The sequence below is a fragment of the Thioalkalivibrio sp. ALgr3 genome (genome assembly GCF_000377325.1).
Taxonomy (GTDB): domain Bacteria; phylum Pseudomonadota; class Gammaproteobacteria; order Ectothiorhodospirales; family Ectothiorhodospiraceae; genus Thioalkalivibrio.
Map to the genome: position 1 here is coordinate 40393 of NZ_KB897978.1, position 16800 is coordinate 57192.

Below are 16800 nucleotides of genomic sequence, written 5' to 3' on the forward strand. Positions count from 1 at the left end.
GGGGGCAGCGTCAGTCGGCGTGGCGTTCGTGCGGTACGGCGCCGAAGCCGGCGGGGCGGCAGCCGAAACGGGCGGCGGCCCAGGCCGCACGTGCCGCCTGGGGTTCTTCGGCGGTCTTGCGAATGTGCTCGTCGACCGCGCGCAGGCGGGGGCGAAGGCCTTCGCCATTGGCGATCTGGATCGCCAGCCCCGGCCGCGCGTTGAGCTCCAGAATCAGCGGGCCGTGGCGGCGGTCGATGACCACGTCGACGCCCAGATAGCCGAGGCCGCTGAGTTCGTAGCAGCCCGCGGCGAGTTCCATGAGTTTGTCCCACCCCGGGATCGCCAGGTCCACCAGGCTGGCCTCGGTGTCCGGGTGGACCCATACGGGCTGGTTGTGCTGCACGCCGCCCAGGGTGTGTCCGCTTGCGAGGTCGATGCCGGTGCCCACCGCCCCCTGGTGGAGGTTGGCCTTGCCGTCCGATTCCTGCGTCGGCAGGCGCAGCATGGCCATTACCGGGTATCCGCGATAGACCACCGTGCGGATGTCCGGAACGCCGGTATGGGTCACCTCGGCGAAGACCTCGGAGAACTCCACGCGTTCCTCGATCAGTGCCACGTCCGGACGCCCGCCGAGGCTGTACATCCCGGACAGGATCCCGGACACATGGTCCTGCAGCTCGCTGATCTCGAGCATGCGCCCGCCGGCCCGGCGGAGCCGCTCACCGCGCCAGCCGGAGATCACCATGATCCCGTCGCCGGCCGCGCCATGGGCCGGTTTGATGACGAAACCGTTCGCGTATTCGCGCAGTTGCCGTTCCAGGCCGCGCAGCTGGTGGTGACTGTGAATGACACCGATGAGCTCCGGCACGGCCAGGCCGGCTGCGCTGGCCAGCTGCTTGGTCATCCGCTTGTCGTCCACGCGCGGATAGTGGCGCCGTGCGTTGTATTCGGCGATGTACAGGCCGTTGCGTGCATTCATGCCGAGGATGCCCTGCCGGCGCAGGGTCGACGGGCGCACGAAACGGGGCCACCAGCCGCCCATCAGTCGGGTTTCCTCAGGGCGTCCTGCATCTTCCCGAAGCGGAACAGTTCGGTCACGCGGTAGCCGGTGTAACGCCCGAGCAGCAGGGTCACGGCGAGGATGACCAGCAGGAGTTCGGGGAACACGAACAGCAGGTGCTCGAGCTGGCGACTGGCCATCAGGCCATAGGCCGCGGCCGCCACGATCAGGCTGCCGACCCCCTGGGAGATCGCGTCCGCCGGGCCGTGTTCCTCCCACACCACCGACATGCGCTCGATAGTCATGGCCAGGATCACCATCGGGAACAGCGACAGGGCCAGCGCGCGTTCCAGTCCCAGGTGGTGGGCCAGGATCGAGAGCGCCAGCATCAGCATGATCACCACGCTGACCACGGCGGCCAGGCGGGGTACCAGCAGGAGCCGCAGGTGTTCCAGGTAGAAACGCACCGCCAGTCCGAGCGAGACGATCAGGGTGAACAGGATGACTCCGGCCAGCAGCTGGGTCTCGCGAAAGGACAGGGCGATCAGCACCGGCATGAACGTGCCGAAGGTCTGGATGCCGATCACGTTGCGCAGCAGCACGATGATCATCGCTCCCAGGGGGACCATCAGCAGCACGCGATAGGTGTTCTGCGTGCCCAGCGGCAGTTCCAGCGGCGAGAAATCGAGGATTCGGGTGTCCAGGGTCTCCCCCAGACGCTGAGCGGTGCCCAGCGCGTCCTGCACGCTGCGGGTCACCGCGAAGCGCAGTTCTTCTCCGGTGCCGTTACGGACCTCGAGGATCGGCGCATCGCCATGGCTCCAGACCACCACGTCGTCGGGGTAGTCGATGTTGCCGTTCAGCGGATGCACCGGAACCCAGCGCTCGGTGTTGTGCACCTCCAGCCAGGTCTCCGGCTCGATATTGCGATGCCCGTCGCGCAGCGGGATGACCGTGACCGCGCGGGCGGGGATGCGGGCGACGGAGAGCAGGTCGATCAGGGTCTGCGTGCGCAGTTCGCGGTCGCCATCATCCATCACGAACAGCGACGCGTTGCCGTTCGCTCCGGTGCCTCCCAGGTCCCGGACCAGCACCGTGGCAAAGCTCTGGATGCCGGAGGAGCGTTCGCGCACGCTCTGGATCAGGGCTTCGGCGGCCGAATCGAAGGGTTCGTCCCATTCGCGGGGTGCCACCGGTCCGGGGTACTCCGCATGCGGGCCGGCGCTGGCGTCGCGATAGAGCGTGGTGCGGTAATAGAGCGTCTGCTCTCCGCGCGGGTCGCGCGAGGTCCACTGCGCGACGCGGTCATCCGTGCCGTGCGAGGTGGTCAGGCCGTAGCCCCGGGATATGAAGTTCTCGTCCAGCCGGGCGAAGTTCGGGAGCCGTTCGGGGATGCGCAGCCGGACCTCGGCCGCCCCGCCGGTTGGCTGGAAGCGGATGCGCGATTCCACCACCCAGGTGTCGGCCGTCGCACCCGGCTGCAGGGGCATGTCGAGCAGGGTGGCCTTGTAGAGAAAGATGCCGAACCCCGCCCCCAGCAGGAGCAGGATCAGCAGGGGCAGATGGAACCGTTTCATTCGACGGCGTCAGTGCTGTCTTCGTCCGTCGGGCAGTCCGGTGGCAGCAGGTGTTCGTTGCCGGAGTCCACCAGGATGTGCCCGGCCATGTGGCTGCGGCCCACCAGCAGCTGGTAGGTGAGTTCCGTGCGGTCCACCAGGGTGGTGTCGGCTTCGATCTTCCGGTCGCCGAGGCACAGTTCGAGGCGCACGACGTGCCGTTCATCGAGTTCGCCGCTATGCTGACGGATGCGGGCACTGCGCTCGATCGGGCGTTCCAGGGTGATGCGTGCGTCCGCGTCCTCCGGATCGACGATCTCGAAACGGATCCACTTCTCGTCATCGCGCTCGAAGGTTTCCTGCTCCAGGGCGTTGAGGGAGGAGGAGGTGGCGCCGGTATCCAGGCGTGCCTCCAGGGTGATGTCTTCTTGCACGATGCTGGCATCCTCGACGGTGCCGAGGATCGTCAGCGAAGAACCCGATTCCGCCACGGCGGGGAGCCAGGTCAGGCCCGGCAGGAGGGCCACAAAAAGCGCGGCCGATTTGAGTACACTGAAGGGCAGGTGCATACCGTCCGTAAGGATGCAGGGAAGAGCTCTCGAGGATACGGCATGTTTGCCTGAGCCGCTCGAACCCGATTCACACAATCAAGGAGCCGGCCATGAGCTGGGTGATCGACCTCGCCGACCTGACCATGAACGATGTTGCCGAGACCGGTGGCAAGAATGCCTCGCTGGGCGAGCTGCTGGGGCAGCTGGGGGCTGCCGGAGTCCGGGTGCCGGGCGGTTTCGCCACCACCGCGTCGGCGTTTCGCACGTTCCTGGCGCGCGACGGGCTGGATGCCCGTATCAAGGACCGACTGGCCGGGCTGGACATCAACGACATCGAGGCCCTGCGCGCCGCCGGGCGCGAGGTGCGCGGCTGGATCGAGGCCGCCCCGCTGCCCGCGGAACTGGAAGACGCGATCCGCGAGCATTACGCGAAGCTGGGCGAGGACGTGCCGGTGGCGGTGCGCTCGTCGGCCACCGCCGAGGACCTGCCCGAGGCTTCGTTCGCCGGGCAGCAGGAGACCTTCCTCAACGTGCGCGGCATCGATGCCCTGCTGCAGCGGGTGCGCGAGTGCTTCGCCAGCCTGTACAACGACCGGGCCATCGCCTATCGCGTGCACAACGGCTTCGCCCACGACGAGGTGGCGCTGTCCGCCGGGGTGCAGCGCATGGTGCGCTCGGACATCGGCGCCTCCGGGGTCATCTTTACCCTCGACACCGAAACCGGCTTCCGTGACGCGGTGTTCATCACCGGCGCCTGGGGGCTGGGCGAGACCGTGGTGCAGGGCTCGGTGAACCCCGACGAATATCAGGTGTACAAGCCGGCGCTGGCGGCCGGCAAGCGTGCGGTGATAGGCCGCACGCTGGGCACCAAGGCGATCCGCATGGTGCTGACCGAGGACGGCACGCAGACCGAGGATACTCCGGAAGAACTGCGCCGGCGTTTCTGCCTGTCGGATGCCGACGCCGAGCAGCTGGGCCGTTTCGCGGTGGCGATCGAGCAGCACTACGGCCGGCCGATGGACATCGAGTGGGCGCAGGACGGCGAGACCGGCGAGCTGTTCATCGTGCAGGCGCGCCCGGAGACGGTGGAGAGCCGGGTGGAGGTCGGCGGTGGCGAGACCTACCGGCTGGGCGAGCACGACGTCGAGCCGCTGGTGACCGGGCGCGCGATCGGCTCGCGCATCGGCAGCGGCGTGGTGCGGGTGCTGGAGTCGCCCGACGAGATGCACCGCATGGAAGAGGGCGACATCCTGGTGGCGGACATGACCGATCCCGACTGGGAGCCGATCATGAAACGCGCCGCGGCCATCGTGACCAACCGCGGCGGGCGCACCTGCCATGCCGCGATCATCGCGCGCGAGATGGGCGTGCCGGCGGTGGTCGGCTGCGGCGATGCCACCGAGAAGCTGAGCGACGGCTTCGAGGCCACGGTGTCCTGCGCCGAGGGCGACGACGGCTACGTGTACCCGGGGCACATCCCCTTCGAGGTGGAGCAGGCCAGCCCGGAGGAGCTGCCGGAGCTGCCGCTCAAGCTGATGCTCAACGTCGCCAACCCCGGGCGCGCCTACGCCTTCTCGCAGCTGCCGCATGCGGGCATCGGCCTGGCGCGGCTGGAGTTCATCATCAACGGCACCATCGGCGTGCATCCGCTGGCGCTGCTGGACTATGCCGAGGATCCGCAGCGCCTCGAGCCGGCGGTGCGCGAACGGATCGCCGAGCGTCTGCACGGCTTCGATGACGGCCCGCGCGAGTTCTTCGTGCGCAAGCTGTCGGAAGGCCTGGCGACTCTGGCGGCGGCCTTCGCGCCGGAGCCGGTGATCGTGCGGCTGTCGGACTTCAAGTCGAACGAATACGCGCATCTGATCGGCGGGACCGGCTACGAGCCGGAGGAAGAGAACCCGATGCTGGGGTTCCGCGGCGCCTCGCGCTACCGCGCCTCGGTGTTCCGCCCGGCGTTCGCGATGGAATGCGAGGCGCTGCGCCGGGTACGCGACGAGATGGGCCTGGACAACGTGCAGATCATGGTGCCCTTCGTGCGCACCCTGAAAGAGGCCGACGACGTCCTGCAGGTGCTGGAGGAGGAAGGCCTGAAGCGCGGCGAGAACGGCCTGAAGGTCGTGATGATGTGCGAAATCCCGTCCAACGCCCTGCTGGCGGATGCCTTCCTCGAGCGTTTCGACGGGTTCTCCATCGGCTCCAACGACCTGACCCAGCTGACGCTGGGCGTGGACCGCGACTCCGGGCTGGTGGCGGACTCCTTTGACGAGCGCGACGAGGCCGTGAAGCAGCTGCTGGCGCTGGCCATCCATGCGGCGCGGCGCAAGGACAAGTACGTGGGGATCTGCGGCCAGGCGCCGTCGGACTACCCCGAGCTGGCCGGCTGGCTGATGGAACAGGGTATCGACTCGCTGTCGCTCAACCCGGATGCTCTGATCTCCACCTGGAAGAGCCTGGCGCAGCTGCGTCAGGCGGGCGGCGGGGGCTGAACGATGGGCGCCGGCGATCCGGCTGCTTCGGGCGAACCGCGCTGCCCGCAGGTCTATCTGGTCTCCGACGGGACCGGCATTACCGCGGAGACCCTGGCGCGGTCGCTGTTCACCCAGTTCCCGGCGCTGGCGCCGGACTGGCACCGTCTTCCGTTCGTGCAGTCACCCGGGCGTCTGTCGTCGGCGTTCGCGCGCATCGAGCAGGGGCCGCAACCGGCGCTGGTGGTGGCGACGCTGGCCGATGGGCAGCTGCGGGCGCAGCTGGAGCACTGCCCGGTGCCGGTGATCGACGTGCTCGGGGAACACCTGGGACGCCTGGAGGCGATCCTGGGCGCGCAGGCCGAGGCGGTTCCGGGGCGGGCCCACGGGCGCGGCGACGCCGAGCGTTACGATCGCCGGATCGATGCCCTCAACTACACCCTGGCGCACGACGACGGCCTGGCCAGTACCGATCTGGCGGTGGCCGACGTGGTGCTGCTGGGGGCCTCGCGTTCGGGCAAGACCCCCACCAGCCTGTATCTGGCGATGCACTACGGCCTGTTCGCGGCCAATTATCCGCTGGTGCCGGAAGACCTGGATCATGGCGGGACGCCGCACATGCCGCAGCCCCTGCGCGGGCTGGAGGGGCGCATGGTCGGGCTGACCATTCATCCGCAGCGGCTGGCTCAGATCCGCGAGGCGAGGCGCCCGGGCAGCCGCTACGCCAGCCTGGAGCAGTGCCGGTCCGAGACCCGGGCGATCGCGACCTTTCTGGAGGTCTGGGAAATCCCGCAGCTGGACGTGACCGAACGCTCGATCGAGGAGATCGCCACCCGGGTGCGCGACCTGCTGGACCCGCCGGCGCGCTGAGGGGGTTATGCGGCGTCGGGCAGGCCCAGGCGGGCGAGCCAGTCGGCGGGGTCGCCGTTGCAGACCAGGAATTCCGGGTTCAGCAGGCTGTCGCGGGTATTGTAGCGCAGGTCATTGCCGTCCAGGTCGGTGACGCGGCCTCCGGCTGCGCGCACCACCGCGTGGGCGGCGGCGGTATCCCATTCCGAGGTCGGTCCCAGACGGGGGTAGATGTCGGCGCTGCCCTCGGCCACCAGGCACAGCTTCATGGAACTGCCGAGGCTGACCAGTTCGTGCGGGCCGAGCCGTTCCAGCACCGCGTTCAGGCGCTCGGCGCCGTGCGAGCGGCTGCCGGCCACCCGGACCGTTTCTTCCGGAGAGCGTGGCGTGGACACGTGGATGGACGTGCGCGGCCCGTCGGCGTCACGGCGAAAGGCCTCGCCGTCGATCTGCCCGGCGTACAGGCGCTGCAGCACCGGGCACCAGACCACGCCCAGCACCGGTTCGTGGTTGTGGATCAGCGCGATGTTCACGGTGAACTCGCCGCTGCGCTTCACGAATTCGCGGGTGCCGTCCAGCGGATCGATCAGCCAGTAGGTGTCCCAGTCCTGGCGGGTGGCGAACGGGATGTCCTGGCCTTCCTCCGACAGCACCGGCCACTGCGGGGCGATCTCGCGCAGGCCGTCGCTGATCACGCGATGGGCGGCCAGATCGGCCTCGGTCAGCGGCGAGCGGTCGTCCTTCTCGGTGACGGCAAAGCGGGTTTCGTAGATCTCGAGGATCGCGCGGCCGGCGTCCTCGGCCACGGTGCCGACCTCGTTGAGCAGGGCGGACAGGGCCGCGCCTTCGGGTACGGCGGTGGATGCATTGTCGGTCAAGATTGTTTCCTTAAGTGTTCGCGGATCATGTACAGGGCGGCGATGGAGCGGGCCTCGGTGCAGTCTTCGCGCTGCACCAGTTCCTCCAGGGCATCCAGGGGCCAGGGCACCACCTCGATGGCCTCGGGTTCGTCACCCTCGGCGCGCTGCTCGTAGAGGTCCTCGGCCAGGACCAGATGGGTCTGATGGCTCATGTAGCCGGGGGCCACGGTCAGGCTGCCCATCGCCGTCAGGCGACGGCCGGCATAACCGACCTCCTCCATGATCTCGCGGTTGGCCGCGGCGATGATCTCCTCCCCGCGCTCCATGCGCCCCTTGGGCAGGCCGAGTTCGTAGCGGTGGGTGCCGGCGGCGTATTCGCGGATCAGGAGGACATGGCCATCGTCGCGTACCGGGGCGATGATCACGGCCCCGTTGCCGCGGCTGACCAGGCGCTCGAAACAGGCGTGGGCCCCGTTGCTGAATTCCAGGTCCAGCTCCTCCACTTCGAACAGGCGGCTGCGGGCCACCGTGCGGCGTTCGTGGACGGCGGGCTTGTCGCGGCTCATTGCGGGTCCATCGGTCGGGGCGTCCGGGAGCAGACAGGCTGCTCCCGGACGCGGGTCACTCGTCGCGGCTCAGCCGGATCCGGGTCTCCAGCTCGCCCTCGAAGGTGGTGTCCAGGATCATGCCGTGCTCGAAACCCCGGACGTCCACGCCGGGCTGCCGTTCGGGGATCGTGTCTTCCAGCGACAGGTCCAGATCCCCCCAGGACAGCGTGAGCGTCACGCGCATGGGGAAGTAGCCGTCCAGGAAGCGGCGCATGAACGGCCCGTTCTCCAGCACGTATTCGCCGTTGCCCCGGCTCTCGACCACGCGCATCTCGGCTTCGACACACAGCTCCGAGGCCTCGGTGACGCCGATGACGACGACCCGGTCGTCCTCGGCCCAGGCATCTTCGACCTCGTCGGCGCTGGCCACCCGCAGGCCCCGGATGTTCGGCTCATTGTACACGATGGACATGCGGCTGATCTCGGCCAGGCCGCTATGGCACTGGCGCAGCCGCACCCATCCGTCGTTCAGGCTGTCTTCGTCGAGGGTCAGGTGGTTGTCGTGGTGATGCAGCGGTGTGTCGCGCTCTTCCGGCGGCTCGGCGTAGATCCGCAGTTCCGGGCTGGTGGTCTGGGCGTCCTCGGGATCCACCTGACCGGGGCCCGGGGGGCCGTCCTCCCACAGGCTGTCGTCCTCCAGCGGGTCGTAGTCCGGGTCATCCGGATCCATGGCCATGGCGGGTGCCGTCGCCAGGGCACCGCCCAGGGCCAGGATCAGCCCCGTCGCAATCGCGCCGGGTCCGCGTGCCGTTCGTGTTTCGGTTATTCTGTGCATCGTCAATCCCGTCGTTGCTTCCCCACATCCCATGGACTCGCAGACCCGCGCGAAAAATCCCGAGACGCCCGCCACGCCGGTGGACTGGTCGCGGGTGGATACCGTGCTGTTCGATATGGACGGCACGCTGCTGGACCTGCACTTCGACAACCGGTTCTGGGGGGAGCTGATCCCGCAGGAATACATGCGCTGCCAGCCCGATGATCCGGAATGCGCGCGCCGGCGGCTGGAAGACGAGATGCAGCGGGTGCGCGGGCGCCTGGAGTGGTACTGCGTCGACCACTGGACGCATTTCACCGGTCTCGACGTGCTCGCGCTCAAGCGCGAATTGGCCCATCACGTGGCGATCAAGCCGCACGCCGTCGAGGTCCTGGACCGGATCGCCGCCAGCGGGCGGGAACGGGTGCTGGTGACCAACGCGCATCCCGAGGTGTATGCCTTCAAGCACCGCCTGACCGGGATCGGGGACCATCTCGACCGCATTGTCTCCGCCCATGACCTGTTCTGTGCCAAGGAGGACGCGACCTTCTGGGAGCGCCTGCAGGCGGTGGCACCCCACGACCCTGCGCGCACCCTGCTGGTCGACGACAACCTGCATGCGCTTGCCAGCGCGCACCGGGCGGGCATCGCCCAGCTGCGCGGCATGCGCTACCCGGACGAGCGCGGTGCCCCGATGACAAGCGATGACCGGGTGCTGCTGGAGGACCTGTCGGATCTGCTGGACGGGCTCACTTGACCGGCGTGGGCATGTTGCGGATCCGGTCCAGACGGATGTGCACGGTCTCGTCCTCGCAGGTGCCTTCCAGCCAGTGATGCCCGTGGTCGTCCGCGGTGACCTCGCGCGGGGTCACGCGGCCCATCCAGGCGCGCCCGGCATCGGGCCCGTCATCGGGTCCGGCCCAGTGCAGCTGCAGGGTCTCGCCGGTCAGGATGGCGATTTCCAAGCGTTCGAGGATGTGGCGCGGGGTTTCTTCGGTCATGGTGTCCGTGGTCCGGGTGGCTGGCGGTAGTCGGTCGGGTCGGGGACGCCGGCGGCGGTGAAGGCGGCCTGGCGGGTGTGGCACTGGGGGCAGCGGCCGCAATGGCGTTCCTGACCCAGCAGGCAGCTCCAGGTCAGGCCCCACGGCACCCCGTCCTCTGCGCCCCGACGGATGATATCGGCCTTGCCGAGTTCCTGCAGCGGGGCGGCCACCGACAGGCCGGGAACCAGCCGGGCGGCCAGCGAGCCGAAGTCCTGCAGGAAGGCCGCGCGGCTACCCGGACCGTGCCCGGCGTCCTCGCGGTTGAGCGCGAGCAGGATGCGTCCGGCCCCGTGGTGCTGGGCCAGGTTGACCGCCAGGGCCAGGATCAGCAGATTGCGCTGCGGCAGCGGGACATGCCCGACCCAGTCGGAACGCCGGGTGAACGCCTCGCGCAGGGCCCCGGTTTCCACGGTCTCCAGCCGCACGCCCTCGGCTTCGGCCAGGGCGCGCACGGCAGCCCGCTCACGCGCGGCATTGCGCTGGCCATAGTCGGCCCAGGCGGCGATGACGGGGCGGTTGTCGGCGCACCATCGGCGCAGCAGGGCGGCGCTTTCGATGCCGCCGGAGAGCAGGAGCAGGTCGGGTTCCGGGTTCATGGCTACAAATTATGGGCCGTGCGGGAACGCCGCCAGAGACCGGGCCGCGGCCGGGGTGGTCGCCGCGGAACCCGGGGGTATGGTCATGGCCCAACGATGGGTCTTCACCGGGAGCAGACAGACGATGATCGAGCAGTTGCGGGCGCGCTGGCAGCAGCTGATGCGCGCCGAACGCAGTGACAGCGAGACCGGCGACGAACAGGAACGGCTGCAGCGCGCGGCAGCGGCGTTGATGATGGAGGTGTGCCGCGCCGACTTCCAGCTCGTGGACGCGGAGCTGGAGACCGTGCGCGCCAACCTGATCGAGATGTTCGGACTGGACGACGAGGCGGCCGATGCCCTGCTGGACATCGCACGGGAAAAGAGCGATGCGCTGGTCTCCCTGCATCCGGTGGTGCGCGAGGTGAACGCTGCCTTCGATGCCGATCAGAAGGCGGCGATCATGAAGGCCCTGTGGCGCTCGGCGCTGGCCAACGACGAGCTGCACAAGCGCCAGGAGGCGGTGATCCGGCGGCTGGCGGACCTGCTGTACGTGCCGCACGCCACGTTCATCCGCACCAAGCTGGCGGTGCTGGAGGAGCGCGGCGAGGCACCGGAAGAACAGGGCGGCCGGGAATGACGGTCGCACGACATTATGGCTGATCCGGGTACGCTGCTGGCGGCCGCCGCGGTGGGCATCCTCGGCGGGGTGCACTGCCTCGGGATGTGCGGCGGGATCGTGGGGGCCATTTCCATGGGGCATGCCGGGCGCCGTGGCCCGGTGTGGCCGCTGCTGCTGGGTTACAACATCGGCCGCATGGCCAGCTATGTCATCGCCGGGGCGCTGGCGGGGTGGCTGGGTGCCACGCTGCTCGGGGGGCTGCCCGCGGGGCAGACCATCCTGCAGGTGGTGGCCGCGATCTTCCTGATACTGCTGGGACTCTACATTGCCGGGTGGTGGCCGGTGCTGGCGCGCCTGGAGCAGGTGGGCGGGGTGCTGTGGCGGCGCATCGAGCCGCTGGGTCGGCGCTTTCTGCCGGTGCGCAATCCGGGCCAGGCGCTGGTGGTTGGCGGATTGTGGGGCTGGCTGCCCTGCGGTCTGGTCTACAGCGTGCTGGCCTGGTCGCTGAGTGCCGGCGGCGCGCTGGAGGGCGCGGCGCTGATGGCGGCCTTCGCGCTGGGGACGCTGCCCAACCTGTTGCTGATGGGGGTGTTCGCGGCGAAGCTGGCGGGTTTCGTGCGTCGGCCCCGGGTGCGCCGGGTCGCGGGAGCGGCCATCGCCCTGTACGGGGTCGGGATGCTGGTGGTTCTTCTGGTCTAGAACGGCCCGGAGCGGCGGGTGCAGCCCCGCCCCGGGCACGGACTTCAGTCGACGTAGAACTTCTGCTCGAACTCGATCGGCAGGACCTCGTCCGACCCCGCGGGCGTGATCTCCAGATTGAAGGTCATTTCTTCGCCCGCGCGCACCGTCATTTCCGAGAGGTGGTAGATCGCGTCGCCGTCCTCGATCTCGCGAAAGCGCAGGCTGCGCGACTGCTGGTTCATGTTGACCGCGTTGCCGCTGACATCGGCGGAAACGGCCTGCAGACCGTCATCGGTGCGTTCCATGACGGTGACGTTGATCATTGCACGGTTGCTGCTGCGACGGACGTCATAGGCACGCGCAACTTCGGGCGACAGGAAGGTGGTGTTGATGACGTTGTAATAGACCACGTGATCGTCGAACCCGGTCTCGTTCGCGTTCGCCACCGAACTGCCGAGGGCGAGGGCGGCCACGATCGAGACGACGCCACCGAGAACACGCTGCACTCTTGTCATATCGGACTCCTCATTCGCTTGAACCATGCCCCGGGATCCATACCGGAGCCGGGCGGCGGGTTCCGCCCCTGATTCCAGTCTAGTCCGTCTGACGTGATTTGCGCAGCCGGATCTCAGAAGATGCCGCGTACGATGATGGTCAGGATATACAGCCCGACCAGTGCGATCATCGGCGAGAAGTCGATGGCCCCGGTGGACGGGAGCATGCGCCGCAGCGGGCCCAGGATCGGGCGGTTCACGTCGGCCGCCAGCCGCGCGATGGGGTTGTAGCCGCCCCCGCCGCCGGCCTGTACCCAGCTCATCACGACTTCGACGATCAGGGCGATGATGAACACCCAGATCGCGGTGATCAGGAGTTCGCGGACAGCCACCAGCAGCAGGACCACCGGGTCGGCTTGCATGCCCAGTACGGCGACGCGCAGCCACAGTTCCAGGAATTTGAGGACGACCATCAACACGATGGCTGCCGTGTCGACGCGCCCGATGGAGGGGATGATCGGCCGCAGCAGGTTCAGCGGCGGCGTGGTCAGCATCAGGATGGTCTGCGAGATCGGGTTGCGGTAGTCGGCCCGCACCAGCCCGAAGATGACCCGCAGCATCAGCAGGATGATCGCGATGCCGAAGGCAACGCCGATGAGGAAGTTGAGGATCTCCTGGCCGGTGGTCATGGCTCCGGGGTTCATGCTGGCTCCTGGCGGTCTGCGCGGCGCGAATGGAGACGCGTATTTTCCTCCAGGGTTGTCGGGAAGCCAAGGGACATGGCCGGGGCGATCCCGTCAGCCCCGGCCGAGTTCCTCGCTGCGCGCCGCCGCCGCCTGCATGGCACGCTTCATGAGGCCGCGCAGATCGCCCTGCTCGAGCGCGTTGACGGCCTGTTCGGTGGTGCCCCCGGGCGAGGTGACGCGCCGGCGCAGCTCCGCGGCATCCTCGGGGCTGTTGGCCGCCAGCCGGGTGGCCCCGGCCAGGGTGCCCAGGGTCAGTTCGCGCGCCGTCTCCGCCGGCAGCCCCAGTTCTTCGGCGGCGGCCTGCATGGCCTCGATGATCAGGAAGACATAGGCCGGACCGCTGCCGGAAGTCGCGGTCACGGCGTGCATCAGTTCTTCGTCTTCCACCCACAGGGCGCGGCCGACGGCCTCCATCAGGGCCGTTGCGGCCCGGCGGTCTTCCTCGCCCACGCCGGGCCCGGCGAACAGGCCGGTGACACCGGCGCCCACCAGCGCGGGCGTGTTGGGCATGGCCCGTACGATGCGCGCCTGCGGTCCCAGCCATTCGCCCAGCCGGGCGGTGGTGACTCCGGCGGCCACGGAGACCACCAGCGGGTCGCCGCTGGCTACTGCGTCGCGCAGCGTCGGCGCGACCTCGGGCAGGGTCTGCGGCTTGACCGCCAGCACCAGGATGGCGCTGTCGCCGGCGAGTTCTTCCGCCGCGCCGGCCCCCAGCCCGGGAAAACGCTGCTGCAGGGCGTCGATGCGCTCGGGACGGCTGTCGGCGATGGCCAGGCTGGACGGTTCACGGCCGCTGTCGACCAGCCCCTGGATCAGGGCCTCGCCCATATTGCCGGCACCGATGAAGGCGACTGCGCGGGAATGCGTGGACATGCGGGCTCCGGGCTCGGGTGGTGGATTCAGGCGGGTGGTGTCGGGCGCGGGCCGAACAGGTCGGTACCGATGCGGACCAGAGTGGCCCCCTCGAGGATGGCGGCCTCCAGGTCGCCCGACATCCCCATGGACAGGGTATCGAGTTCGTGGCCGCGACGGCAGAGGTCGTCGCGCAATTCGCGCAGGCGGGCGAAGGGGATGCGCTGGCGTTCCGGGTCGGTTTCGGCCGCCGGCAGGGTCATCAGGCCGCGCAGATGCAGGTGCGGCAGGGCGGCGATCGCGTCCGCCAGCGCCGCGAGTGCGTCCGGCTCCACGCCCGCCTTCTGCGGTTCGCCGGAGACATTGACCTGGATGCAGACCTGCAGTGGACCGAGGTGTTCGGGACGCTGCTCGCTCAGGCGTCGCGCGATCTTCTCGCGTTCCAGGGTGTGGACCCAGGCGGCGCGTTCGGCCACCGCGCGGGTCTTGTTGCTCTGCAGCGGGCCGATGAAGTGCCATTCGATCCCGGCCGGTTCCGGGGGAGCCTCCAGGGCGTCGTGCTTCTCGATGAACTCCTGCACGTAGTTCTCCCCGAAAGCCGTCTGGCCGAGGCGGTGCAGGGCCCGGATTTCCGCGACATCGCGGGTCTTGGAGACCGCCAGCAGGTGGACGGAATCCCGCGGACGGCCGGCATGGTGGCAGGCCTGCGTGATGCGGGCGTGAACTCGTTCGAGGGCGGCTTCTGGCGTGGTCATTGGCCTATGATATAGTCCTGAAGACATGATCAGAAGTGGTGTCTTTATCGGCGCCATCCACGGTCGCCACGGACGGAGCGCGCGGCGGCCCGGAACAACGGGGGATTGAATGGATATCACGCAGCTGCTGGCGTTTTCGGTCAAGAACGGGGCCTCGGACCTGCACATCTCCGCGGGCATGCCGCCGATGGTGCGCATCGATGGCGACATGCGCCGGGTGAATGTCCCGGTGATGGAGCACAAGGAAGTGCAGGGCCTGATCTACGACATCATGAACGACCGTCAGCGCAAGGACTACGAAGAGTTCCTGGAGACGGACTTCTCGTTCGAGGTTTCGGGACTGGCGCGCTTCCGTGTCAATGCCTTCAACCAGGACCGCGGCGCGGCGGCGGTGTTCCGTACCATCCCCTCCAAGGTCCTGACCCTGGAGGACCTGGCCACCCCCAAGATCTTCGAGGACATCTCCAACTACCCGCGCGGACTGGTGCTGGTCACCGGGCCGACCGGCTCGGGGAAATCGACCACGCTGGCGGCGATGGTCAACCACCGCAACGAGAACGACTACGGGCACATCCTCACCATCGAGGATCCGATCGAATTCGTGCACGAGTCGAAAAAGTCGCTGATGAACCAGCGCGAGGTGCATCGCGATACCCACGGCTTCTCCGAGGCCCTGCGCTCGGCGCTGCGTGAAGACCCGGACACCATCCTGGTCGGCGAGCTGCGTGACCTCGAGACCATCCGTCTGGCACTGACCGCGGCCGAGACCGGGCACCTGGTGTTCGGCACGCTGCACACCAGTTCCGCGCCCAAGACCATCGACCGCATCATCGACGTCTTCCCGGCGGCGGAAAAGGACATGGTGCGCGCGATGCTGTCGGAATCCATGCGTGCGGTGATCTCGCAGACCCTGATGAAGAAGATCGGCGGCGGACGCATCGCGGCCCACGAGATCATGCTGGGAACCCCGGCGATCCGGAACCTGATCCGCGAGAACAAGATCGCGCAGATGTATTCCACCATCCAGACCAGCGCCGGCACCGGCATGCAGACCCTCGACCAGTGCCTGAAGGATCTGCTGGCCCAGGGGCAGATCAGTCGCGAGGACGCTCGCCGCAAGGCCGTGAACCCCGACGCGCTGTAAACTCGAGCCATCGCCGTGGTCGCCCGGCGGGGCGGCCACGCCAATCGGAGGATGCCCATGGATCGTGACAAGGCGATCAAGTACATGCACGACCTGATGAAGGCCCTGGTGGACCGGGGCGGGTCGGACCTGTTCATCACCGTGGGCATGCCGCCGGCGGCCAAGATCGACGGTCGCGTGGTACCGCTGACGGAGCAGAAACTGACCCCGTCGCATACCCAGGCACTGGCGCGCGCGATGATGAACGACAAGCAGTCGGCCGAATTCGAGCGTAATCAGGAATGCAACTTTGCCGTCGGTCTGGCGAGCATCTCGCGCTTCCGCGTGAACGTCTTTACCCAGCGTGGCAGCGCGGGGATGGTCATGCGCGTGATCAATTCGGAGATCCCGCGCTTCGAGGACATCCGCATGCCGCCGCAGCTGGAAGAGATCACCATGGAGAAGCGCGGCCTGGTGATCTTTGTCGGGGGTACGGGCTCGGGCAAGTCGACCTCGCTGGCGGCGATGATCGGTCATCGCAACCGGTCATCGTCGGATCACATCGTGACCATCGAGGATCCGATCGAATTCGTGCATCAGCACGGCAAGAGCATCGTGACCCAGCGCGAGGTCGGCGTGGACACCCACGATTACCAGATCGCGCTGAAGAACACCCTGCGTCAGGCCCCGGACGTGATCCTGATCGGCGAGATCCGCGACCGCGAGACCATGGACTACGCGGTTGCCTTCGCCGAGACCGGTCACCTGTGCCTGTCCACGCTGCACGCGAACAGCACCAACCAGGCGCTGGACCGCATCATCAACTTCTTCCCCGAGGACCGGCGCGAGCAGCTGCTGATGGACCTTTCGCTGAACCTCAAGGCGGTGGTCTCGCAGCGCCTGGTGCGTCGCGAGGACGACCAGGGGCGTGTGCCGGCGGTGGAGATCCTGATCAACACCCCCCTGATGGCGGATCTGATGCTCAAGGGTGCGGTGCACGACATGAAGGAGCTGATCTCGCGCTCGCGCGAGCAGGGCATGCAGACCTTCGACCAGGCCCTGTTCGATCTCTACGAGAGCGGCGAGATCAGTTACGACGAGGCCCTGCGCAACGCCGACTCGGTGAACGACCTGCGCCTGCGCATCAAGCTCGACAGCGAGCGCGCGCGGCGCGACGGTGCCCCGGCAGTGGCCGATACCGGCGGAGGGATTGCGGTGGAAGACGATCCGGAGGATTTCCGTGTCCGCTGAAGCACAGAACACCGGTTCCGACGGTGCGGCCGC

General features: G+C 68.2%; 19 protein-coding genes. 7 read left to right on the forward strand and 12 right to left on the reverse strand.

The window, feature by feature from the left end; translation table 11 throughout:
- Window positions 1-10: 10 nt before the first annotated feature.
- The 3 genes from C998_RS0104455 to C998_RS0104465 are packed head-to-tail and all read right to left on the reverse strand — an operon-like array spanning window position 11 to window position 3107.
- A complete protein-coding gene (locus C998_RS0104455) occupies window positions 11-1024 on the reverse strand; it encodes an alpha-L-glutamate ligase-like protein (RefSeq protein ID WP_018869656.1) in 1014 nt (337 codons plus the stop codon).
- Window positions 1024-2559, reverse strand: a complete 1536-nt coding sequence (locus C998_RS0104460; RefSeq protein WP_018869657.1) for an inactive transglutaminase family protein — start codon at window positions 2557-2559, stop codon at window positions 1024-1026. The genes C998_RS0104455 and C998_RS0104460 overlap by 1 nt, the downstream gene beginning before the upstream one ends.
- Entirely contained in the window at window positions 2556-3107 is a 552-nt protein-coding gene (locus C998_RS0104465; RefSeq protein WP_018869658.1) for a RimK/LysX family protein, read from the reverse strand. Before C998_RS0104465 ends, C998_RS0104460 begins: the two co-directional genes overlap by 4 nt.
- Window positions 3108-3199: 92 nt before the next feature.
- Here C998_RS0104465 and ppsA point away from each other — a divergent pair, with 92 nt between their 5' ends.
- Entirely contained in the window at window positions 3200-5575 is a 2376-nt protein-coding gene (ppsA, locus tag C998_RS0104470; RefSeq protein WP_018869659.1) for a phosphoenolpyruvate synthase, read from the forward strand.
- A gap of 3 nt (window positions 5576-5578) precedes the next feature.
- Window positions 5579-6424, forward strand: coding sequence for a pyruvate, water dikinase regulatory protein (locus C998_RS0104475; protein WP_018869660.1), 846 nt, complete (start codon window positions 5579-5581; stop codon window positions 6422-6424).
- A gap of 5 nt (window positions 6425-6429) precedes the next feature.
- On the opposite strand, the gene cysQ is transcribed toward C998_RS0104475, so the two are convergent.
- The 3 genes from cysQ to C998_RS0104490 are packed head-to-tail and all read right to left on the reverse strand — an operon-like array spanning window position 6430 to window position 8646.
- Complete coding sequence (cysQ, locus tag C998_RS0104480) at window positions 6430-7281, reverse strand: 3'(2'),5'-bisphosphate nucleotidase CysQ (protein WP_018869661.1); 852 nt, start codon at window positions 7279-7281, stop codon at window positions 6430-6432.
- A complete protein-coding gene (nudE, locus tag C998_RS0104485) occupies window positions 7278-7829 on the reverse strand; it encodes an ADP compounds hydrolase NudE (protein ID WP_018869662.1) in 552 nt (183 codons plus the stop codon). Before nudE ends, cysQ begins: the two co-directional genes overlap by 4 nt.
- Before the next feature lie 55 nt (window positions 7830-7884).
- Window positions 7885-8646, reverse strand: a complete 762-nt coding sequence (locus C998_RS0104490; protein ID WP_026279469.1) for a hypothetical protein — start codon at window positions 8644-8646, stop codon at window positions 7885-7887.
- A 31-nt stretch (window positions 8647-8677) separates the two neighbouring features.
- On the opposite strand from C998_RS0104490, the gene C998_RS0104495 reads away from it, so the two are divergent.
- Window positions 8678-9382 (forward strand): HAD family hydrolase, encoded by a 705-nt coding sequence (locus tag C998_RS0104495; protein WP_038081691.1) that lies wholly within the window; start codon window positions 8678-8680, stop codon window positions 9380-9382.
- Here C998_RS0104495 and C998_RS0104500 read toward each other — a convergent pair.
- Window positions 9375-9626, reverse strand: a complete 252-nt coding sequence (locus C998_RS0104500; protein ID WP_018869665.1) for a hypothetical protein — start codon at window positions 9624-9626, stop codon at window positions 9375-9377. The two genes, C998_RS0104495 and C998_RS0104500, sit on opposite strands and share 8 nt — an antisense overlap.
- Window positions 9623-10264: a 7-cyano-7-deazaguanine synthase gene (locus tag C998_RS0104505; protein WP_018869666.1), complete on the reverse strand. Its 642-nt coding sequence runs from the start codon at window positions 10262-10264 to the stop codon at window positions 9623-9625. Before C998_RS0104505 ends, C998_RS0104500 begins: the two co-directional genes overlap by 4 nt.
- Window positions 10265-10388: 124 nt before the next feature.
- Here C998_RS0104505 and C998_RS0104510 point away from each other — a divergent pair, with 124 nt between their 5' ends.
- Together C998_RS0104510 and C998_RS0104515 are read left to right on the forward strand one after the other, a co-directional pair.
- A complete protein-coding gene (locus C998_RS0104510) occupies window positions 10389-10883 on the forward strand; it encodes a TerB family tellurite resistance protein (protein WP_018869667.1) in 495 nt (164 codons plus the stop codon).
- A gap of 15 nt (window positions 10884-10898) precedes the next feature.
- Entirely contained in the window at window positions 10899-11564 is a 666-nt protein-coding gene (locus C998_RS0104515; RefSeq protein WP_018869668.1) for a sulfite exporter TauE/SafE family protein, read from the forward strand.
- A gap of 44 nt (window positions 11565-11608) precedes the next feature.
- Here C998_RS0104515 and C998_RS0104520 read toward each other — a convergent pair whose 3' ends face one another.
- The 4 genes from C998_RS0104520 to C998_RS0104535 form a co-directional block, all read right to left on the reverse strand.
- Complete coding sequence (locus C998_RS0104520) at window positions 11609-12061, reverse strand: DUF4426 domain-containing protein (RefSeq protein WP_026279470.1); 453 nt, start codon at window positions 12059-12061, stop codon at window positions 11609-11611.
- Window positions 12062-12174: 113 nt separating this feature from the next.
- Window positions 12175-12744, reverse strand: a complete 570-nt coding sequence (locus tag C998_RS0104525; protein ID WP_018869670.1) for a YggT family protein — start codon at window positions 12742-12744, stop codon at window positions 12175-12177.
- 93 nt (window positions 12745-12837) lie between these two features.
- Window positions 12838-13659 (reverse strand): pyrroline-5-carboxylate reductase, encoded by an 822-nt coding sequence (proC, locus tag C998_RS0104530; protein ID WP_018869671.1) that lies wholly within the window; start codon window positions 13657-13659, stop codon window positions 12838-12840.
- A gap of 26 nt (window positions 13660-13685) precedes the next feature.
- Complete coding sequence (locus C998_RS0104535; RefSeq protein ID WP_018869672.1) at window positions 13686-14393, reverse strand: YggS family pyridoxal phosphate-dependent enzyme; 708 nt, start codon at window positions 14391-14393, stop codon at window positions 13686-13688.
- Window positions 14394-14502: 109 nt separating this feature from the next.
- Between C998_RS0104535 and C998_RS0104540 the strand changes: the two genes are divergently transcribed.
- Window positions 14503-15537, forward strand: a complete 1035-nt coding sequence (locus C998_RS0104540; RefSeq protein WP_018869673.1) for a type IV pilus twitching motility protein PilT — start codon at window positions 14503-14505, stop codon at window positions 15535-15537.
- 57 nt (window positions 15538-15594) lie between these two features.
- A complete protein-coding gene (locus tag C998_RS0104545) occupies window positions 15595-16767 on the forward strand; it encodes a PilT/PilU family type 4a pilus ATPase (protein WP_018869674.1) in 1173 nt (390 codons plus the stop codon).
- Window positions 16768-16800 lie beyond the last annotated feature (33 nt).